The organism is Vibrio sp. L85 (assembly GCF_963871815.1).
GTDB classification, from domain to species: domain Bacteria; phylum Pseudomonadota; class Gammaproteobacteria; order Enterobacterales; family Vibrionaceae; genus Vibrio; species Vibrio harveyi.
This window is the reverse complement of the sequence record NZ_CAWMYL010000143.1, coordinates 128,985-148,537: the sequence shown is the minus strand read 5'-3', so window position 1 is coordinate 148,537 and position 19,553 is coordinate 128,985. Positions and strand designations below refer to the sequence as shown.

22 protein-coding genes and 1 tRNA gene are annotated in these 19,553 nt (G+C 43.9%); 1 reads left to right on the top strand and 22 read right to left on the bottom strand.

Annotated elements, in window-relative coordinates; all coding sequences use genetic code 11:
* The first annotated feature begins 29 nt into the window (after window positions 1-29).
* Window positions 30-151 (top strand) — tRNA-Ala (locus AACR11_RS15005).
* A 38-nt stretch (window positions 152-189) separates the two neighbouring features.
* On the opposite strand, the gene AACR11_RS15000 is transcribed toward AACR11_RS15005, so the two are convergent.
* The 22 genes from AACR11_RS15000 to AACR11_RS14895 form a co-directional block, all read right to left on the bottom strand.
* Window positions 190-903, bottom strand: coding sequence for a DNA/RNA non-specific endonuclease (locus AACR11_RS15000; RefSeq protein ID WP_053409775.1), 714 nt, complete (start codon window positions 901-903; stop codon window positions 190-192).
* Between the two features lie 143 nt (window positions 904-1,046).
* Window positions 1,047-1,505 (bottom strand): hypothetical protein, encoded by a 459-nt coding sequence (locus AACR11_RS14995; protein ID WP_139374584.1) that lies wholly within the window; start codon window positions 1,503-1,505, stop codon window positions 1,047-1,049.
* A gap of 86 nt (window positions 1,506-1,591) precedes the next feature.
* Window positions 1,592-2,023 (bottom strand): hypothetical protein, encoded by a 432-nt coding sequence (locus AACR11_RS14990; RefSeq protein ID WP_053409777.1) that lies wholly within the window; start codon window positions 2,021-2,023, stop codon window positions 1,592-1,594.
* Window positions 2,024-2,163: 140 nt separating this feature from the next.
* Window positions 2,164-2,658, bottom strand: coding sequence for a hypothetical protein (locus tag AACR11_RS14985; protein ID WP_139374583.1), 495 nt, complete (start codon window positions 2,656-2,658; stop codon window positions 2,164-2,166).
* A 71-nt stretch (window positions 2,659-2,729) separates the two neighbouring features.
* Window positions 2,730-2,993, bottom strand: a complete 264-nt coding sequence (locus AACR11_RS14980) for a hypothetical protein (RefSeq protein WP_053409779.1) — start codon at window positions 2,991-2,993, stop codon at window positions 2,730-2,732.
* Window positions 2,994-3,056: 63 nt separating this feature from the next.
* Window positions 3,057-5,219 (bottom strand): ATP-dependent DNA helicase DinG, encoded by a 2,163-nt coding sequence (gene dinG, locus AACR11_RS14975; protein WP_189338766.1) that lies wholly within the window; start codon window positions 5,217-5,219, stop codon window positions 3,057-3,059.
* 280 nt (window positions 5,220-5,499) lie between these two features.
* Entirely contained in the window at window positions 5,500-5,958 is a 459-nt protein-coding gene (locus tag AACR11_RS14970; RefSeq protein ID WP_053409781.1) for a hypothetical protein, read from the bottom strand.
* A gap of 96 nt (window positions 5,959-6,054) precedes the next feature.
* Window positions 6,055-7,589 (bottom strand): IS3 family transposase gene (locus tag AACR11_RS14965; protein WP_411912938.1). Its coding sequence is split into 2 segments (ribosomal slippage): window positions 6,055-7,136 and window positions 7,136-7,589, totalling 1,536 coding nucleotides; the frame shifts between segments, so codons are not numbered across the junction.
* A gap of 136 nt (window positions 7,590-7,725) precedes the next feature.
* Window positions 7,726-8,001 carry a hypothetical protein gene (locus tag AACR11_RS14960; RefSeq protein ID WP_053409784.1) on the bottom strand — a complete coding sequence of 92 codons (276 nt, stop codon included), beginning with the start codon at window positions 7,999-8,001 and terminating at the stop codon, window positions 7,726-7,728.
* A complete protein-coding gene (locus AACR11_RS14955) occupies window positions 7,998-8,609 on the bottom strand; it encodes a hypothetical protein (protein ID WP_053409785.1) in 612 nt (203 codons plus the stop codon). Before AACR11_RS14955 ends, AACR11_RS14960 begins: the two co-directional genes overlap by 4 nt.
* On the bottom strand, window positions 8,606-8,908 hold the full coding sequence (locus AACR11_RS14950) for a hypothetical protein (RefSeq protein ID WP_053409786.1): 303 nt from the start codon (window positions 8,906-8,908) through the stop codon (window positions 8,606-8,608). The genes AACR11_RS14955 and AACR11_RS14950 overlap by 4 nt, the downstream gene beginning before the upstream one ends.
* Window positions 8,909-8,969: 61 nt before the next feature.
* A complete protein-coding gene (locus AACR11_RS14945) occupies window positions 8,970-9,278 on the bottom strand; it encodes a hypothetical protein (RefSeq protein ID WP_053409787.1) in 309 nt (102 codons plus the stop codon).
* Window positions 9,279-9,401: 123 nt separating this feature from the next.
* Complete coding sequence (locus AACR11_RS14940) at window positions 9,402-11,072, bottom strand: DUF6884 domain-containing protein (RefSeq protein ID WP_053409788.1); 1,671 nt, start codon at window positions 11,070-11,072, stop codon at window positions 9,402-9,404.
* 14 nt (window positions 11,073-11,086) lie between these two features.
* The gene (locus AACR11_RS14935) at window positions 11,087-11,635 is read right to left on the bottom strand and encodes a hypothetical protein (RefSeq protein WP_053409789.1); all 549 of its coding nucleotides are present in this window, start codon (window positions 11,633-11,635) and stop codon (window positions 11,087-11,089) included.
* 95 nt (window positions 11,636-11,730) lie between these two features.
* Complete coding sequence (locus tag AACR11_RS14930; RefSeq protein WP_053409790.1) at window positions 11,731-12,546, bottom strand: hypothetical protein; 816 nt, start codon at window positions 12,544-12,546, stop codon at window positions 11,731-11,733.
* Between the two features lie 175 nt (window positions 12,547-12,721).
* On the bottom strand, window positions 12,722-13,033 hold the full coding sequence (locus AACR11_RS14925; protein WP_053409791.1) for a hypothetical protein: 312 nt from the start codon (window positions 13,031-13,033) through the stop codon (window positions 12,722-12,724).
* Window positions 13,034-13,048: 15 nt separating this feature from the next.
* Complete coding sequence (locus tag AACR11_RS14920; RefSeq protein ID WP_053409792.1) at window positions 13,049-14,293, bottom strand: DNA cytosine methyltransferase; 1,245 nt, start codon at window positions 14,291-14,293, stop codon at window positions 13,049-13,051.
* Window positions 14,294-14,355: 62 nt separating this feature from the next.
* Complete coding sequence (locus tag AACR11_RS14915) at window positions 14,356-16,380, bottom strand: ATP-dependent helicase (RefSeq protein ID WP_053409793.1); 2,025 nt, start codon at window positions 16,378-16,380, stop codon at window positions 14,356-14,358.
* Window positions 16,381-16,634: 254 nt separating this feature from the next.
* Window positions 16,635-17,135 carry a hypothetical protein gene (locus tag AACR11_RS14910; RefSeq protein ID WP_139374582.1) on the bottom strand — a complete coding sequence of 167 codons (501 nt, stop codon included), beginning with the start codon at window positions 17,133-17,135 and terminating at the stop codon, window positions 16,635-16,637.
* A gap of 9 nt (window positions 17,136-17,144) precedes the next feature.
* Window positions 17,145-17,771 (bottom strand): hypothetical protein, encoded by a 627-nt coding sequence (locus tag AACR11_RS14905; RefSeq protein ID WP_053409795.1) that lies wholly within the window; start codon window positions 17,769-17,771, stop codon window positions 17,145-17,147.
* Window positions 17,772-17,961: 190 nt separating this feature from the next.
* Complete coding sequence (locus AACR11_RS14900) at window positions 17,962-18,588, bottom strand: hypothetical protein (protein WP_053409796.1); 627 nt, start codon at window positions 18,586-18,588, stop codon at window positions 17,962-17,964.
* 1 nt (window position 18,589) lies between these two features.
* The gene (locus AACR11_RS14895) at window positions 18,590-19,543 is read right to left on the bottom strand and encodes a TrbC/VirB2 family protein (protein ID WP_053409797.1); all 954 of its coding nucleotides are present in this window, start codon (window positions 19,541-19,543) and stop codon (window positions 18,590-18,592) included.
* Window positions 19,544-19,553 lie beyond the last annotated feature (10 nt).

Sequence of the window (19,553 nt, the reverse complement as noted above, 5' to 3'; positions counted from 1 at the left end):
CAGGTATAATTGATGGGTTCTTATGAAGGCGGTCTGTAGTTCACTGGGAGAACGCTCATAGCGTGAGTGGTTGGCAAGGTGAGGGATAGCAACCCGAAACCATCTCCAACCGGTTTGCAAGCCGATGCGGGTTCAAATCCCGTCAGACTGTCCCCATAAGAATAATGGCCAGCTTATGCTGGCCACTGTTCAACTCCAACCACAACCCCTTGGGATCATCCAAGAGTGTTCCGGTTTACCTGTCTTCATGTCAGGTGTCATTGGGAACGTTTTACCCGTTATTTTTTCCAAGTCAGCCACCGACACCAAGTATTTATCAAGTACTGCTTTTTTCATGCCTGCTTTGTTTGGCAATATCCAAGCAAGCGCCCGGTCTTTACGTACAATGAGTTTGTAGAAGTAACCTGGTGTGACTATGCCATGAGATTTGAGATAGTCAGAATTGGCTGGTGTCGCACCTGCTATGATGCCGCCGTAAATCTCAAGAGGTTCTATATCACGGTAGCATTCAGCTATTAACTCAGTCTGCTTCATCGCGCCCCGGTTTAAATCTCGATGTTGTGGCCAGATGTTTACCATGAAGTTTGTCTGTTTAATGCCTAGTTCTGAATTATCAATATGATTCGCTGGTACGCCGTGGCCGCGGTCAAACGTACTCTTGCCGTTTACCTTGTAAGTCGATGTGCTTGTTTGCTGGCAACGGGCAGGTACCTCCGGGTCAAACTCAAAATCTTGTTTGCGGTCTATGTCGCCTTTGTCTCTCCCAAGGGTGTAATGATATTGGACTGCCCCGCGTAGATCACAGTCGATGTCCAAATCAAAACCTTCATATTGTCGGTGGATAATCTCAGCATTTGCTATGCCGGCAAAACTTAACAGCATAGTAAACAGAACGGTTCTCATGTTTTAGTTCTCTCCGTAGATGGTATGCATGGATGATTGATTTCAATGACTCACAAATGGCGCCAACTCAACTGATGGCTAAAGGTTTTGCGAGATAACGGAAAAAGCGGCCATAAAGCCGCTCTTACCGGATGCAACCGTAGTTAGGCGCATTTGATTGGTGATGTTTCAAGACTCTCTTTCACTGAGATCACGTTTGTGATTTCGAAGGTTGAACCTTCGTGATAATGAGCCCGAATGCGATTACTCACATCGACTTCAATGTCGCTATGCGCTGGTGGTTCACCGTCGAGAGTTTGTACATGGTACGTTTCTTCGTGCTCGTCATCGATCAGGATGTCTACTGCAAATATGTTCTTCAAATTGTCGTTGAATAGGTCACGGAGCAACGTTGCGCGTGTTTCTTCCACTGGTAGTTCATCTACTGGCAGTTCTTTGTTTTGGTTGCCAAGTTCAAAGCGATAGGCCATCAGTAAGGTAGATAGGTCGTTCTTGCTTATCTCGCAGGTACTCAAATCAGATTCGTTACCAAGTGCTGCGCGGGCTAGGCGAGTGAACACACTTGAAATATTTGTCGTATTGGTTGTTACCATCTTCTTCATACTCTTCTGGTAATTGGTTAACGAGCTGGGCCAGTTCGTTAAATTCGTTAAAGCCCAGCGGTTTTGTGCTTAATCGCGGTGGGCGCTTATTTGCTAATAGCAAGGGAACGCTTTGGTGCTTCGGGCATATACTGCCAGCCTGTGATTTTGTGATATGTCTGGTCAATAATTTCACCATTACGTAAGTAATTAACGCCATCCCAAAGTGCTTCAAGTACTGAATTAGGAACGTCCTCGTGGTCATACTCGATCAACACTAACAGGTTCAAAATGCGCTCACGGCCATTTAGTTGTGGTTTTAAGTCCATCAAATTGAAATGGTGCTCAACGTTTACATCTTCGACTAGAGATTCAATTTGCTCTGCCGTCGGGCATTTCCAACCATCTTCTATGAAGTCTGAAAAGTGGTTAACGATGTTCTCTGAGCCACCTTGTTTCTGTATAAGGGATTGCATTAGACGCAAAGCGACAACAACAGTGGTTTGGTTTTGAGGGTTAAGAAGCTGCGTGTCTTTCATGTTGATTACCTTGAATTGAATTAGTCATTCAACGGTAATCGAGTTCGACCAACGCGCAATAGAGATAAAAAGGGATTTAGGTAAACGGTGTACCAGGGGGAATAGGTAATTGGTACACCGGGAGAATGGATAAGATGAAGCTAAGCTACGGTTGCTTTCATTACTACAACATGACGCGGAGAATCATTTAGTGATGTTTTTGGCTTGAATTGAGCCAGTTCGTCCCATTCTTCGCCAGCGCAAATGCTACCAAACGAGTGGGCAGCAAATGGCAACTGATCAAGTGACTCGAAAGTCGTATACGCAGTGCTGTCATTTTCGTAGTCAGTCAAAACCCATTGGTCGCCGTTGTGTGAAACACTTAAGGCTATGACGTTGGAATAATCTATTGTTGGGATAGCCAGTATAAGTGGACTGTCAGTTACTTGATCCACAAAGGCAAGAGCACGCTCTTTCGTATCAAAGCATCCACAGAAAAGAGGGGATATACACCAATTCGAATCAATGACTTTTTCGATAAATTGTTTAGCAAACATTGTAGGCAAACTACCGTGTATGGAAGTGATATACCGTGGATTGTGGCTGTCAGTGATGTACTGAGTAAAGTCGTAAAGGGGAGTTGTCGCAGATGTCATTTGAAGTAGTCCTATTTTGTTTAGATAGCACCAGTTTACGGGTTCGGTAGAACCCGCAACTATCAACTCATTCACTTATCGTCTTCTTCCTTCTCATTCGTTACTGTGTGCTTCTGTGGAGCACCCAATGTAATTAAATATAAGCAAATAATAATTGGTAGAATGACGGTAACAACTGGGCGTACTTGGTCAGGAGTGATAACCCCTTTAGTGAACCAGACATAGAGCAGGGATCCAGACATTAATAGACTTAGGATGATATAAAACCCAGCTATGAATTTTCCTGTTTTTGTCCCGAAAAAATTCAATAGCCAGTTACTTATTTGAGGTGTCATTAATCTCTCCTGTGGGTGAATGACAATGGTGCCGGGCACAACTACCCGACACTGATAAAAAGGTCATGCAAATAGTTTTAATGGAGGCAAAGAATCAATCAATTGCGCCCCGTATTTTTTGCTACTCAGACGGCGATCGAAGATCAGCACTTCGCCGCTGCAATCAGCTGATCGAATAAGACGACCCACTTGTTGAATGAGTTTTGCGCTCGCTTCTGGCAGGCTCAACTCAAAGAAAGGGTTACCACCGTTTTTACTGATGAATTCGCTCTCAGCTTCATCTACAGGCTCTTTAAAGTTAGCGAAAGGTATCTTGGCAATTCCAACACAGGTCAAATATTCACGTGGTAAATCAAGCCCTTCTCCTAGTGATGCGACCCCGACTAAAATCGATTTGAGGCCATTATCGATACGCTCTTTGTGTCTACGAATCAAATTAGGTCGGGTATCTTGCCCTTGAATAAGCATGTAAGCTTTAAGTTCCGGTGATACCAACTCAATGTAGCGATTCAACTGACGGTAGGAGGTAAACAACATAAGCATCGCTTTGTGTTTTTGTGCCATTTGTCCTGTGTAGTGAACAATTTCAAGTGTGTGCTGTTCTTCGTTTTTAGCTGTAGGTTCTACCTTCATTGGTGGAATGATTAGCTTAGCTTGGTTCTGATAATCGAACGGGCTATTCACGCGGCAATACTGGGTACCATCATTCGCGCTTAGGCCAGCTTCAAGCATAAAGCGGTCAAAGTTACCAAGGCTTGTCACGGTTGCGGATGTTAGTACCGCGCCAGCTGCTTTCGACCATAGCGTGTCTTCAAGTTCTTTACCTACGCTGATTGGCACTGCGTTAAATGAGAGGTCAGGTCGACCATTACCGCCGCACGATACCCATTTAGCGATAGCTGACCCTTTCTGCTCAATCTTGGTGAACATCTGCCACATATCTGCAAAACTCTCTGTATGTGCCTGTAGGCGATTTGATTCAGACAGAATTTTTTCAATAGCAGGTGTGGAAGGGATTTTGCGTTTTTCCAAAGCTTCTTGAAGCTTACTTGTGTGAGCTGACACGCAACGGTTAATCTTGCCCGACAGCGTTGATAAATTGCTAAGCGATGTATCTAACACTGATGGTAATAGACCGTCTTTAAAACGGTAAATTTGCTCTTGAGAGTAGTCACTAGAGAAATTGCAGTTTGCCAAAAGCATGTCAGTAACTGAGCGTAGTTCCTCTACACAGCCTTTCACAACTTCATCAAGCTCTCTGCCATCTTTAACGATAGATTGGCTGATCTCTTGACCATGTACCATCGAAAGCTTGGACACCGCTTGTGATACCTTTTTAAGCCAAGAAAGGCTACCTTCAATAGTTACTTTTTGCTCAAAGGAAGAACGGAATTGCTTTGGGATATGATGTGCCTCGTCGATAACCCAAATGGCGTCTTCCGCTGGCGGTAGGACATTGCCACCATTCGCTAAGCTGGTCATGGTTAACGCATGGTTTGCAATAATCACATCAGTTGTATCCAGAGTCTTACGAGCGTTATGGAAAGCGCATTCTTCGAAGTAGGGGCAAATACGCTTAGTGCATGTGCCTGACTTACAGTTCACTTTGTTCCAAAGCGTAGAGGCGATAACTTCACCTGTCACTGGCCAGTTATCCATAACCCCGTCCCAACTTTTGTTGTCGTAGTTTTCGATCATGCGCTCAAGTAGTTCAGCGTCTGCACCAGAAACTTTCTCTACAGGTTCTTGAGAGTCGAATAGGGTATCTTCGCTACGGGCTGGTGGCGCGCCCACAGCAACGGTTTCAACATCACGGCGGCACAGGTATCGGTTACGGCCTAAAGCCACCTTAAACGTCATGTCAGGTCGTATAGATTGAAGTAACGGTAGGTCTTTGAGTTCTAGCTGACTCTGCAAACTTACGTTGGCAGTTGAAACGATCAGTTTCTTGTTTAGCGCCTTGGCTAAGACGATCGATGGTATAAGGTATGCAAAAGTTTTACCTGTACCAGTGCCAGCTTCCGCAGCGATGATACGGCGCTTCGCACCTTCATTTTGCGCGTAGACACCACCAAGCGTTTTAGCAATTTCTGCTATAAGAAAGCTTTGCTCTTTTCTCGGCTTAAAACCAGAGAGAGCATCCTGAACACTTTTATATAATGTTCTGATTTCTTCTTTGGTTTTGTCATTCAAATCCAGTTGCTTGGCTGGTGCTTTCTCAATCATGTGGTGACTCTCCATTAACTTTATACCGTGATGGTAAGACGGTTTAGTCAACGCGCAAGTCACTAAAAAATAGTGGAATTATAAAACTCAGAGTAGGGTGTGGGTTGTGAAAAACTGCCAGTACTGGGAGTAAATGGAAGACAAAAAGAAGAGTAGAAACGCAGCCACTTTGTAACTGTCAGTAATAGAAACACAAAGAGAAAATTAACCACAAAATAAATGCACCCGTTGTTAGTAATGGCCATAAGAACCCCACTAATTACGGATGCATTAATGCACGTTATTTTATGATTTCACAATGGCTAAACATGTTCTCTTCCCCGCCCTCTAAATTGCCTTTTTTATCAAATTTCAGGCGAACAAATTTGCCATCTGGATATGGGCCATTGGCATCATACTGTGTTCTAAGTTCAAAGTACGCTCTTTCACTTTCACCATTATTTTTCTTTGTAATTACATCTGCTTCGAATCCATGAGGATTTTCTTTAATTACAGTAACCGTTCCCGGTGCATAAGAGAATTTAGTAAGGTCGAAGACCTTGCCAGTGTTTTGAAGATTCCAGTACAGCTTATTGCCATTCTTACGGGTAAACTGATAGCCATACTGATCAGAAAAGCGCAATTGACAAAAAATATTCAAGTTCGGGTCATTTAAGTTTAAAGGCTGGTATGCAGCTGCTGCGTAACCTGAACTCAATAAAGATATTACTGCTAGTGTTTTTAATCCCAATTTCTTCATAATCATTCCTATACTCCGAAGATAACTGTCTTCGTCACTGTTCTACTTTTAATATTGCGGCGTTTTTCAAGGTAGTTGTCATCATTCGCTTGTTTATTAAGCAGCTTCTCTCTCTGGATTTAGATGTACGTCACCAACTGGCTTACAGTTCCTGATATCACCAGGCCATCGTTCGGGTTTTCGCTTTTTTGCAGCGAGTAATACCTCCGCTCGACGCTTCAAGATCTCTTCGTCTTTTCCGTTATGACGCTCTAAGGGCGTGACGTAATTTAGCTTGCTGTGCTTGTGCTCGGTGTTGTACCAGTGCACGAAGGCTTCAACCCAACCTCGACTGCTTTCGAGATTTTCAAAGCCCTTTGTCGGCCAGTTCGGCATGTACTTAACCGTGCGGAACAACGACTCGACATACGGGTTATCATCACTGACTCTTGGGCGGCTATACGATGAGGTAATGCCTAGCTCATCCATCTTCGCTTTGAACGTCAGCGACTTCATAGGCGCACCGTTATCTGAGTGAAGAACTAGCGGTTGATTGAAGCACTGCTCTCGCATCAAGGTTCGTTGCAGGAGCTGTGACGCTAACTCACCGCACTCACGTTCATACACCTCATAGCCCACGATTTTTCGGCTGTAGATGTCCTCTATTACATACAGATAATAATGCTGGCCTCGAACCTTTGAAGGCAAGTAAGTGATATCCCATGTGTAGACTTGATTCGAGCCTGTCGCCGTATAAGTCGTTGGCTTCACTTGCTTTTGTCTACTCCTCTGACGGCCTCGGTTGTTAAGTTGTCCTTGAGCGCCCAACACCCGATAATAGCTCGACTCTGAGGCGATATACTCACCTTTATCAAGCAGTGTCGGCACTATTTGAGTCGGGGGTAAGCTCGCGAACTCTGGGCGGTTACATACCTCGATAATCGCATCACGCTCTTGCTTTGACAGCTTGTTAGCTGGCTCTGGTCTGAGGCAGGTCGGTCTTTTATCCGCCTGAACCTTTCCTTGTAGATACCATCGACGATAGGTTCTCAGATCAATTTGAACCTCATGACAAGCGCGTTCTATGCGACAACCATTTTGTTTGGCTTCGTGGATAAGAGCAATCAGGTGCTGCCTTTCATCGGTTGAGGTTAGTCGTCCTCTGGCTCTTCCCCGTAAAAGGCTCTGAGCTTTTTTCGCAGAACCAACAAGGCAGCAGTTTCAGCGAGCGCCTTTTCTTTGTGGCGTAACTCTTTTTTCAGCTCTTTAATTTCAAGTTTATCGGCTTTGGCCTGTTTCTTTGCTTCAGCTTCCCGTTCTTTGCTTGACTGAAAGCCTTGCATACACTCTTCTCGCCAACTCTGAACTTGCTCTGGAAAGAGACCTTTTTCACGACAGTAATGGCTGAGTTCACTCTCCGTCATCGAGTAGGTTTCGGCAACGATGGCAAGTTTGGTTTGAGCAGACCACTGCTCTGATGAAGTGTTACTATTTGGCACTGCGGCTCCTGAACGTCTGAGTTGCTGCCGCCAATGATACAGGGTCGCGGTGCTAACGCCTTCTTCTTTTGATAGCTGGCTCACTGACATTGAGTATGGAGGCAATAGCTTCTTCAATATGGCTTCTTTTCTTTCTGCTGGAATGCGAGACACAATTCATTCTTACCGCCCTAAACTGGTTAAATTTTAACAGTGACAACTATCCTGCCAGAGGGGGATTGTTAGGGGCTATGTTTTAGCACGGAAGTACTAAGTTAATCGAATGAAAAACATAGTTTTTTGTACAATGTTAAATTCCAATATCCCAAGAATTACCTTCTTGTCGACGCTCCCAAAGTAGCGCTATTGCTTCATCTCTTGTTTCACAACTATCGATCACTACCATGCCGTACCCTTTGGCTAGTTCAACATCCCATTTCTTCGTTTTGATATTGAAACAACAGACACCTTGGCAGGTGATTTTATCTTCGAGAAAAACAGGGCAGTTTTCTTGGCCACTCAACCACGGCTTTTCTGCCAAATGGAAATATTCATCGCTATAAACATCAGTAAGGATAGGGGTCACTTTGTCACCTTGTTTTGTTTTGCCAACTGCTCACGCTTTTCTACTGCTTGGTAGGTTTCTTCGGTCGTTGCTCCGCGCCAAATTAAGTTACGGTGAATGGCTTCACCCATAAATTCAGGATTAATCAAATCACGTGAACCAATAGCATTCACAAGCTCTCTATCGGTCATATTCGACATCGCTACACGTACATGTTCACGAATAGGCATATCACCTACAGGAGTGGGGTAAGTTCGTGCAATTTGATCCAGTGGGTAAGCTTGTGGAACCTCATGCCAAAAAAGGTCAACCTTCAAACTGTCACCATTTTGAAGAAGCCATGAACGGCCATCTTTTAAAGCCTCATTCTTGGTCATACCGAGAGTTTTATATATCTCCAAACCAAAGTTGATTTGATCCACGCCCAATTTCTCAGCGGCAAGTTTCAGTGCCAACTTTCGTAGGTGTTTTCCCGGCAACTCGCCAATCGTTTTTGCGGGTCTTGCATAGTCACCATTCGGGCCACATGCGATATAAGTTGGAATTCGCTCTGGCAGTACATCGATTTCATTGGTGTTGTAAAAATCGCACTCATTCTGATAGTGAGTGATAGCAGGATTCAGTTTCAAAATGGGTAACCCTCAAATGTTTCTTCTGTAAATACCATTCCCTGCGCCGAGGTTTGGACAGTCACTGGAGCTGGGTGCTCTATAAGTAATGGCTGGTCATCTTCCTGCTTTTCTTCGCGTTCGCTTTCACAAGGGCCATTACACATCGCTTGCACGTGATGTTTCCAAGAACGACGCAATTGGATGTCTGTAAAATGGGGTTCAAACTCACCAAGCAGTGAACCATCAGGGGCGGTAACCACTGTTTGATTTGGATTAGAACGGTTTATAAGGATTTCATCAGGGTGAATAGCTGCCATTTTTATTCTCTCTATATTTAATTTTTGTGCCCACAGGTCTTGTTGGTGGGGCTGTTTATGATTAGTCGATGTCAATTAGTTCATTAGATGGAAGACGTTTGAAGTACTCGTTGCCTTTATCAGAAGGCTTGAAACAGCGGCCATTAGGTGAGAACACTGCAACGACTTCTTCGCCATCAAAAACGTCACCGCCCAAGGTGTAACGGTTGTAATCTTGCTGTTCTGTGTGTTCGCGCCATTTCTCTCTGGCATCCTTTAGATCAACCACATCAATGAATTCTTCTGTCTCGATAGCGTAGCTATGAGTCAATGTTCCAACGCGAAGCTTAAGTTGACCTGTCGTTGTCGGTTTCGAATTTTGTTTTGTCATGAGCGTTATCTCCTGTGGTTTGATTCCATTAAAAGCGAGTTAGCGAATCACACAAGATGCTCAGGTTTAGGTTTGATGATTGAAAGGCGCCACGTAACAGCAGCGCCATTTTTAGAGTTTGGTTTAGATAGGTAGGGTTGTTTGAATCGCTACGCGCTGACCGTCAGAGAACAACCGAGTGAATGTTTCCGTTCGCTTTTCAAAATTCGTTGCTTGATGATGGCGGCAGGTGAATGACTGCCAATAAGCAAGCTTTAGCCCCTTAAGAAGCTGGTCTTCTATATCGCGGGGAAAACTGCACAATAGGTTTAAGCAATACTCTTTCGCGTCTTCTTCCTGCATGTCAGATACATCCAGTTCCCAAACTGCTTCCATTGATTCATTCCATAGCTCGACAAAAGCAAACACATTTTCCTCGATAGCCTCTGCCGCCGAAGTAAAAGCAAGTGGGTCTTCATATTCCTCGGTGCAATCATGTCTTGCATATTCAGTGGAGCGGAGCGTTTTATCTTTAGTGATTTCTACGTTTACCTCACGCAGTAATTGGGAACCAATGCGCGATGACGACTTCTCATTCCCTAGAACGGCTGCAGTTCGGCAGGCATCGAAACTTGCATCAAAGCCGTGGATATGCGCGAGAGTTTTTCGTTCTTCATAGACACCACCTCGGGTTACTTCGGAACAAGCTAGAAAATGAGCTCCAGTAAATAGCCTCTCCTTATTCGGCGCCTTTAATTCAAAGAGCTGTTCAATTTCCAAAGGTGACAATCTGACGGGTACATTGACTTTGACCTCTTGGCCATCAACAACCTCGATAGTCGAAATGTACTTCTTGCAGGGTATACCGACGCGAATAGGTGCAAAACTTAGTGCTTTCATCATGGACATAGCGTGCTGGCCAATGTCTGGTGCCTTATGAATCGGCAGGATCACATCACAACGACGTGCTAACCACTTAATCACCGATTTGTTCTCTTTGACTATCGCTAAGCTGGCCGCTGGGTCAAATGGGTTGTCTGGTATGACGATACTTAGCTTTTTAGCATGGCCTTTGAAAGACTCCACGATACGCTTATACCGCGAGAATACTTCTTGAGGTTCTACGAAGTTACCTTTGCCAACTTCGGTAATGACACCGTTGTCGAGAAAAGCTCGGTTTCCCCTAATCAATGACTGTTTCATCATGTCGAGTAGGTGAGGTTGCTTGATGTCGCTAACGTAGGCAAGAGAAGCGCCCAAGCAAGCGTTGGCAGCTGAATAGCCGGTAAACTCGTCAGCTGATGCTAAGCCTGACCGATACAAAACAGGTGAAAATGGTTTTGGTATGTTATTGAGGATCTTCTTTAGTCTACCTCTAAGAACTCCAACGCCAATGTGTTTACGGCAAAAGTACGTCGAATTGAAGGTATTAAGCAGCTTCTGGGAGCTTGGCTTTTCAGTCATCATGTCGAAGACTTTCAAATAGTCATTTGACAACACGACAAACAAATCGCGGGATTTCTCTGCGTATTGCTTCAACAGCTTATTGGCGCCTGCTGTGTGCTTATCAACATACGCTTGCATCGCCGCGGTTTGGGTTCGCTTAGGCATTTGCTGATCATAATGGCCAATGACCTGTTTAGAATGAATCAGGCCATGTAAACCTGACAGTATAAGCACTTCAAAGTGATCGTGTACATTATCTATGTTCGCACGAATTAACTCGTACACATGACCCAAATATAGGTCGAAAGCTTGAGCTTCGGTCTGAGCTTTATTGTCACTGCAACCGATGATTAGAAGTGGTTTAGCCATTGAATCTACCTCAGTTATGCCGCTCGTAGAGAGTGAAACAGTTCGCCCGATAAATGTTTGCTGTCTGGAATGCTTGAGCTGGTACCAATGTCGATAAATGGATGCTCGTTTAAAAGCTGTTTGACAAAATGTGGCCATTCTTCAAGTGAGTCGAAGGGACGGACAATATCGTTGTAGATAACTTCAATCTCGTTGGCTTCTGTTACATAGCCTGCAAATAGAACATTGCAGTACTCGGTATTGAACTGCTTCTGGGCTTCTTCTTTGCTTGGGAATGAAAATAGGCATAAGGACACACGCGGGGCTTCCGTCGCGCATGTTTTAGGATGCTGGTGGAGAGAGACAATTTGATGGATTTCAGGATTCACGTAAGCACTGTCCCAACTATCATCTGAGTAACGCCCATTTCCGGTTATAAGGCACTGCTCATGACAAATATCACCATCATCAAATACACGGTATAGAGTCAGATCTTGCGATTGATAGACGCGTGCCTGACCGTGAAAAAGTGGAGTGTGGCTAACGTGTTGTAGGTGAGGTAATAGGTAGTCGTATAGTTTCATCGTGGAATCTCCTGTGCTTGAGATTCAATTTTCCGACACTTCTCTAATCGCGCCAGTGGCTGCAGGCTGGCAAGTTGCCAACCTGCATGGTCAAGTTATGCAGCTTTGAGCCAGTCGTTAACACGCTGTTTGATGGCTTCAACAACAATCTCTTTGTCAGTCTCAAACATAGAGTTTAATTGTTTGTCCTTAGCATCCCTCATATCGTCATAAAAGGTCTGTGTAATATGACTAGCAAAGTTTGAGTTCCCTTTGATATGCCGAATGCCGCTAACGAATGCCAGATCGGTGGTGGCCGACGCCGGGTTAGAAATGACGGCATTGATATATTGAAGCACCCCTTCCACGGTTGCATTCAACTCAAGCTCAAGGTATTGGCCAATCCGAAATACTGCCTGCTTGTAAGCTTTCATGGTCATCGCATCTGCAGGTTTGTTCATGACTTCCTTGATGTACTCGCCAAGCGATGCAAGATATTTAAGCTCAACCTCATTTTGGTAAGGGCGATGTATAGAATAATTCACGGCGTGCTCTAGGCCGTAAAGGTGAAGAAATACTTCCTCATTACCTGTCCACTGCTCTTTGATCTCAGAGGCGCTACGACGAATTAGTGGATAAATTGCTTTGTAATATTGGTCACAATCCTCTGTTAAACGAAACTCTTTGTAGCAGTTCGTGATAAAGCTTTCATAGTCAAAAGAGACATCTTGATGGGATTCTGAAAGGGGTGATTGTGCAAATTCTTCCGGTGTAGCAATGCCGGTAACATGGAACGTCCACAGAATGGAGTCGACAAACTTAAACGGTGTCCCGCCGTAAATCATGATTTTATTATCGAAGTCTACAGGAAGGTTTTTATCTGTTGAGCGAATTCCCATTAGTTGACCCGAAAAGTGTATTTTGTGATTCATTTTGCTGTTCCGTATTCATTCGGCACCAAGAAATCACGATTTAAGTGGTACTCTTGATGCCAGATAGTTTGAGAGATAATTTGAAGGGAAGGAACTGGTTGCCAACCCATTCAATTGAACTGACAACAAGTATCTCTCACATTGGAAAACGCGCTAGATGGGAAATGCTTAGTGACTATTTGAAGAATTGGACATAAGCCACGAATGTAAGTAGAGCTGGACCAACTGAAAGGAAAAACACCACCATTGATTCATATGAATCGTATCTCAATAGGTCGATTGGCGTTTTCACTGGTTGTTGAACAACAACAGCCAATTTATGCTGCACCATCGTTCTAATTTTAGGGGTGACGATCCTGTACAGAGAGATGATGGCCAATAAGTTCATCGCTGCTATGACCAATTCAACCACATACGATGCCTTTACCGGATGCAGTAACAATGTAAAGACACCCATTTGCAGTACCAGATAAGCAAAATACTTCATTTGTGTTCCCTTCTGTTAATAAGCCAATCGTGTGTGATTATCTGGATAGCCTAACATACGTTCTGCAAACACGGGGTTAAGACCACCCTCAGTCGCGCCAAGGCGCTGCAGATCGCCTATCAAGCCACCGAGTTTACCGGGCCGTGACATTCGGCTACCGGAAGTAAAATTGTTGTTGCCGTCCTTAGCAATGCATGTAGACAACAAGTTCGGGAAAGTGGTTTTGGTCGGGTTAAGATTGCGATCGGGCTCTCCAGTATAAATGTTACCACCGATCAGAATGCCGCGTGATGGCATGTTCGTTACCAGTTCTAGATTGTTCATAGAAAAAATATCGAGTTGAGATACACCCCAGCCAGCAGCAAGTTTGGATGCCATGTAAGTTTCGTTCTTACGTGATTTTGGCTGTTTTGCTTTTACAGGGGCAAACTCAGCATCTGTGATGGCGTCAAATATTGCCTTAGCGATAGCTGGAACAATAGCATTGCCAACGCCGTTGATACGCTTTGTTCTCAGCTTAATTGAACGAGGCTCTTTTACCACGGCTGCATTGAGGATGTATTCAGGATCTTCTGATGGCAGGGGCATAAAGTGGTTCGGTTGCTTGTTCGCTTGCTTACGTACCGTATCGAAGATGCGGCGGTTACCACGAGCGACAGCTGTCGTTGGTAGATACGCGACGATATAAGTGCGATGGCGGTAATGTGGGTAGCCAAACGCAGTCGCTGCAATGACCTCCCACTCAACGATATAACCAAGTCTGTTAAGTTCCATAAGAATCACATCAAGCCCACGGTTTAAGAGGTTGCTTGAGTTTTCAAAAACCAAATACGGTACTTCCAAGTCTTCTGCGATATTAAGAATGTCGTGCACTAGGCCTGATCGCGCACCGTTGATGCCGATATGATTGCCTTTGGTATTAGCTGGAGTCACATCCTGACATGGGAAGCCAGCAGATAGGATAGTTGGGAAGGGCAATATTCCTTCCATAAAATCCTCCATACAAAGGCTTGTGAAGCCAGTTTCTTCAACTGGCACCTTATCCTCGTCTATAAGTGCTTGATGGCTGTGACAGGCGCGAGGAAGGCCAATTTCAGACACATCACCGCAGTTATCTAGATTGAAGTTACGGTCAATCAATTTTGTATTATATGGGTCGATTTCAGCGGTGCAAATCGTTTCTATAAGACCGTTTTGCTGTGCGGCAAGGTGAAACCCGCCTATACCAGTACATAGCTCTAAAAGTGGTAGTTTGTTCATTGTGATTGACCCATAACGTATTTGATATGGGTCAGTATCTGCTAGAAGTCTAATCGCACAAGTCAGCGTTGAGCGACCATAGCTTCGTGGTAACGAAGTGAGGTAGGCGTAGAGCGTTCAGGTAATTCGGTTCTCTCTGTCACGGCATTACAGAGAGCAATAGATAGATCTATTTCTGACTCACGAATGAATTTACTTGCTTTTGTAAGGTGATGTTCGCCATCTTGAGCTTTGGCGTGAAAGATCCGAACGGTTTTTTTAGCCCTTGTCATGCCTACATATGCCAGTCGTCGCTCTTCCTCTTCATCAACACCTAAACCAGTTTCTGACTTTTTCTTAATGGGCATGGTATCCGCATCCCAAAAAGGCAGTAGAACAAGGTCATACTCACAGCCTTTTGAACGAAAAATGGTTGTCAGTGTTACACCGTAATTATTCTTTGTTTGTTGTTGCGACAAATTGATGAGTCTTTGGAAGTAAGAGAGTGCATCCGCTGGTGAAAGCTTCAGGCTTCTTAATACGGTTGCAAGTGAGTTAAAACGCTCTTCGGCCTCTGCCAGTTCAGCATCACTTGTCGCGCTATTGGCCAACCATTCAGACATGTTTGACTCGTCAAGGTACGCATCAAAAACATCAAGGGCAGAGGCATCTTTCACTCCCTTCAATGTGTCGATGATATACAGGCGTTCCCTTACGTTTTCGTAACGGGTTTTGCTGGTGGTATCAGCTAATTGGATGGTATCGATCGCGGATACCCAATGCTCTACATCAATGCCACTTAAGCGGCGTGAAAGCTCCATCAGCTTCTTATTCGGCACGTAAGTATGAGGGAACCGGAGAAGGTCGAAAATAAGTGTGCTGCGCGCTTCCGAATCAAGCACCTTATCGTTTCCGGTTACAAAAGTTAGTAAAGTAGTGAGAAGCTTAATCTCTCTTGTGTTTGGTAATGCGAATTCTGGGGGCATTTTATACGGTACCCTTCGAAGCAGAAACGATAACTCAAAAAGCATCGACTGTGACCAACGGCGGATCAGGACGGCGCAGTCTGCAGGTTGTCCACCGGATTCTAAATGTTTGTTTATGGATTCGATAACGTCAGCTGCTGGCGTACCTGTAGGGCAGACTTCAACATTTGTAATTGGTGTACCTGGAGCAGAAACGGTCAAAGTGTCGAATCGTTCTTGGTTGTTCACAATCAGGTGGTTTGAAGCCAGAGATAAACGGTGACCATAACGGAACGTCTTACTTAATGTCAGCTTTGTACACGGCGGGAAATCTTTCTCGAAAGTTAGCATAAATCCCGGGTTTGAACCGCGCCAACTGTAAATCGATTGGTCAATGTCTCCGACCGCGATTAGAGAAGTATTCTGGGCCTTAATCAGCTTTACCAGCTCATACTGGGAGGCATTAATGTCTTGAAATTCATCAATCAAAATTTTAGAGAATTTTGACTGGTATAGAGTTCTTAACTGTCCGTCCTTGCGTAACAGAGCTACGGTTTCAGGACACCAGTCATCAAAGAACAATACTTTTTCGGCCATACGAGCCTTTTCAAACTCATAAAATGCAGGGATTAAAAACGAGTAAGTTTGGTTGATCCCCATAATGTTAAACACTTCTTTTACAGGTAACATCATCGCTTTCACGAGGCCGACAAACGACAATAGGGTATCTGCAGTTTTGCTATCACCAATAACGGATGCAATCTTCTTGCTTCTCGTGTTTGCGGCAATCACTTTAAGTGCAGACCTAGCTAATGACAGCTGGAATGGTCCAGTGTCCATGTTAAGTTCGAAGCCAATTCGATTCAGGTGGCCAGAATTACGCAAAACGCTGTAGCAAAAACCGTGAAAGGTTTTGATTAATGGAAGGTCTGCCAATCTTTTAGCTTTGATACGCGCAGTGAACTCGGTGGCGATGTCACTATTGAACATTAGGACGCACATATTGGTAGCCGGCATCGTTTTGACTTGTTCCAGAATGAACTCAATTAGAGTTGTCGTTTTGCCAGTACCTGGGCCTGCGTCAATAAGTGCATTTCCAGAGTTAAACGAGACAATGGCTTCTTGTTCGGACGTTCTATTCATTTGCTATACCTTTAAACTTTTCTCTATTCACTAGTATGCAGGCAGATATATATGCCGCAAGAGCCCTAAGTCGCTAACATCGGATTTTGATAGCGTGGTAGGTATATTCCTTAATGTACAGCAACCGGATTGAGAAATGCACTACTTAACGAAGTGCAAAACAGAGCAAGCCATTACCTCAAATAGCAGAAAAGGCGCACTATGTGCGCCTTTCGTTATGGATTAGAAATAGGTACCATTCTTTCAGTAGCAGACTAGGGTTGAAAATTTCCTTCTGCTTGTCGAATAGCTTTGTAGCGAACCATACCTTCGGTCAAAAAGATGATATTGGCCAAGTCATAGTAGGTGACCTTACCGCCCCGATAATCGTAGACCTGTTGTACTTTCTTCGTTATGAAATCCTCATTAACTTCGAGTACCAATTTTTCCAATTCATCGTAATGGTCAGGGGTGATCTCCCGGCCTTCATGCGGAACCAGCCAAACATTTAGCGGAGGATAGTTCTCAGGGTTTTTGTATACCTTCATCGTTACATTTGCTGACGATGCATGAAAATGGTCACCCGCGCTCTTAGTTATGTGTTGAAAGTACCAAATGGAAGCACCAATGACGATTGCATACAGATCAAATCCGTAAATGCCGATACCAAGTAAAAGTATGCCAGCTACTTGGAGTTTTCTAGCGTGTACCAATAGCAGTTTGGCTCTATCAGTTACCTTTCCAGATAGCTCCATTAGGAGCTTGTAATTGTTCAATTTCGGTACCTATTCTTTCGATGTTAAGTGGGACTCTGAGCGGTTGCGTGTTAATTCAATCCAAATTGTCGTTGAACCGTCATCACCACGATTAGATGGAGTAGGGCAAAAGTTCTCGTCAACTTGCTTTAGAAAAAGCTGTTCGCTCAAAAATTCCAAGCAACCGGTATCTGTCGCGGCCATATCAACGCCATATTCTTCGATTGATGGCATTGCTACTGTAACCGCCTGTACGGTGTAAAGATTGGCAATGTAAGCCCATTCATCGCTTTCAAATATGGGCGGCTGAGAAGGGGTTTCAGAGTCATAGATCACCAAGTCTGCATCTTGCTTATCGTGTTGAGATTCCAAACAGCTTGGTTTAGTAAAATGGATTAACACTTGGCTGACAGATGGGTCTGTGTAAACCCATAATTGCTCAGGCACTTCACGTTCATAGCGTGAACACTGTTCACTAGATGGTAAGAGCAAGTCTTTTGATTGTGCACTTAGCCACTGAGTTTCACCCTCTGAATACTGCAGCATTTCAAGAACGATGTTTTTAAGGTGAAAATCATTACCTATAAGATGCTTACCCAAAACGGATTCCATTTTATTTAGCTGGTCTTGAGTAGGGATAAAGTAGGGTTGAGCCATTTTGTTCTCACTTAGTCATTAACTCGTAATAACCAATACTTTAATCGGCAATCCGATTCCCGCAACAAGCTCTATTTAGAGTTAATGATAAATTATAACGCTTAAAAAAAATAGTGAGGTAGATTTTGTTGGTAGGAGTAATTCAAGGAGTTCCCAATAGGTGGGGGGAAGGGAACTCCTTTGGAGCTAATTATTGTGTCACATACTCATTTGAAAACTTGATTGACTCAAGTTCACTGATCAGCTCATTAAATTGAGAAGTATTGCCTGCCGATGTTTGTCTTACACACTCGGAAATGAGTGCTGAACGGTAAGACTCCGATAATTCAGCTAGTTTTTTCTTTTCAATTTTAATTGCCTGGCTATCGTCAGGAAGTCGATTAATCGCATTTAGTGAAGTAGTCATGATTTGGAAATAGCGTTCAGATGCATCAGCGAGAGTATCTTTACGGGAGTCTGATAGATTTCCCGATAGCCTCATATCCCAGTACATTTTTAGCAGTGATCTTGAGTCCTTTGCTAAAGGCGAATCTTCCAAATTATCTAGCTGAGATTCAACAACGTCCATTTGATAACGATGTAACGCGGAGAAGTACAACGCACCATACTGCTTTGCTTTTCGCTGTGTTGTAAATGCAACCAGTGCTATGTATGTCGAAAGGCTCGCTACTGCACATACAATCAATGCGATTTTTCCTTGCGATACTACAGCGTTGACTCCAAAGAAAATTGATAAGGCTAGTGCTGCGATATTTTTGGGGTCGATAGCTGCATTAAGTATGACTGTACGTAAAAGGTTTTTTCGTGAGTATTTCATGTCAATTTCCCAAGATTGTAGAAGCAATTGTTGATGCGTTAGCAAGGAAAAGCACAGCTAGGATACTAGAAGCAAACATAACTAAGTTGGGGCTAACAACCGAGAAGAAGATGACTCCCATGATGAATAACATCATCATAATTTTTACCAATGGGCCATCAAGCATTTTCACCATATTGTCTGCAACACTACAGAACGGAGAGCCATTGGTGTTCTCTAGACACTTATTAGAACTTGGTTGCTCTGGCTCAACGGAAATAGTCTGGGTATCTTCCTCTTGAACTGGTGCTTTCTCTGTGTTCTTAGTAATCGTGAGATCTGGTGACGTTTTGACGATTCGAGCTGCCAATTCCGATTTCACCAAGTCTTTCATTATCGAGTCATTAAATCGTGAGTAGGGATTTGATAGGCCGCGTTCAAGCAAAGCCGAAACTAATCCTAAATCTTGTTTACTGCTCTTACCAATACCCCAGTAGACAGTACCTGAATCCAGAACATCAGTACCAGTCACGTTCAATGCGTTAGAAACGAATGCCTTTACCACGTCAGATTCAACAAAGCTTGGTAGTGTTGCAATAACATCAGGATCTGATGTTCGATTGCCACTTAGTACAGCTACTACTTTGTAGACGTTTGTGTCCAACTTGGAAAGCTTCTGTATTACCACTGAACTATCTAGCTCACTGCCTTTAGAAATTGTTGAACAGTTTAAAATAAAGCCAAAATCATCTTTTGAAGTGACTTTGAGAGCACCTGGGCAGAACTCTTGATCAGCATATACAGATAGAATTGGGGGTGGAGCATTTAAGTAATCCACTAAACGGATAATCCCGGAGAACACAAACGAGAACAGTAGTACATAAACAAGGAACTTCTTGGCGTTAACCAAGTGTTTAGAATTTACTGGGTACTCGTTGAGCAAAAAAACACAATTTTGAACGTATGAGCTGTGCATTGATTCTCTC

Bases quoted from the DNA above. Each gene is read 5' to 3' on its own strand.
- AACR11_RS14945 (WP_053409787.1), bottom strand. From the start codon at position 9,278: ATGACAAAACAAAATTCGAAACCGACAACGACAGGTCAACTTAAGCTT.
- AACR11_RS14925 (WP_053409791.1), bottom strand. From the start codon at position 13,033: ATGAAGTATTTTGCTTATCTGGTACTGCAAATGGGTGTCTTTACATTG.
- AACR11_RS14985 (WP_139374583.1), bottom strand. From the start codon at position 2,658: ATGACATCTGCGACAACTCCCCTTTACGACTTTACTCAGTACATCACT.
- AACR11_RS14900 (WP_053409796.1), bottom strand. From the start codon at position 18,588: ATGAAATACTCACGAAAAAACCTTTTACGTACAGTCATACTTAATGCA.
- AACR11_RS14915 (WP_053409793.1), bottom strand. From the start codon at position 16,380: ATGAATAGAACGTCCGAACAAGAAGCCATTGTCTCGTTTAACTCTGGA.
- AACR11_RS14990 (WP_053409777.1), bottom strand. From the start codon at position 2,023: ATGAAAGACACGCAGCTTCTTAACCCTCAAAACCAAACCACTGTTGTT.
- AACR11_RS14935 (WP_053409789.1), bottom strand. From the start codon at position 11,635: ATGAAACTATACGACTACCTATTACCTCACCTACAACACGTTAGCCAC.
- AACR11_RS14970 (WP_053409781.1), bottom strand. From the start codon at position 5,958: ATGAAGAAATTGGGATTAAAAACACTAGCAGTAATATCTTTATTGAGT.
- AACR11_RS14995 (WP_139374584.1), bottom strand. From the start codon at position 1,505: ATGAAGAAGATGGTAACAACCAATACGACAAATATTTCAAGTGTGTTC.
- dinG (WP_189338766.1), bottom strand. From the start codon at position 5,219: ATGATTGAGAAAGCACCAGCCAAGCAACTGGATTTGAATGACAAAACC.
- AACR11_RS14895 (WP_053409797.1), bottom strand. From the start codon at position 19,543: ATGCACAGCTCATACGTTCAAAATTGTGTTTTTTTGCTCAACGAGTAC.
- AACR11_RS14920 (WP_053409792.1), bottom strand. From the start codon at position 14,293: ATGAACAAACTACCACTTTTAGAGCTATGTACTGGTATAGGCGGGTTT.
- AACR11_RS14940 (WP_053409788.1), bottom strand. From the start codon at position 11,072: ATGGCTAAACCACTTCTAATCATCGGTTGCAGTGACAATAAAGCTCAG.
- AACR11_RS15000 (WP_053409775.1), bottom strand. From the start codon at position 903: ATGAGAACCGTTCTGTTTACTATGCTGTTAAGTTTTGCCGGCATAGCA.
- AACR11_RS14905 (WP_053409795.1), bottom strand. From the start codon at position 17,771: ATGGCTCAACCCTACTTTATCCCTACTCAAGACCAGCTAAATAAAATG.
- AACR11_RS14950 (WP_053409786.1), bottom strand. From the start codon at position 8,908: ATGGCAGCTATTCACCCTGATGAAATCCTTATAAACCGTTCTAATCCA.
- AACR11_RS14980 (WP_053409779.1), bottom strand. From the start codon at position 2,993: ATGACACCTCAAATAAGTAACTGGCTATTGAATTTTTTCGGGACAAAA.
- AACR11_RS14930 (WP_053409790.1), bottom strand. From the start codon at position 12,546: ATGAATCACAAAATACACTTTTCGGGTCAACTAATGGGAATTCGCTCA.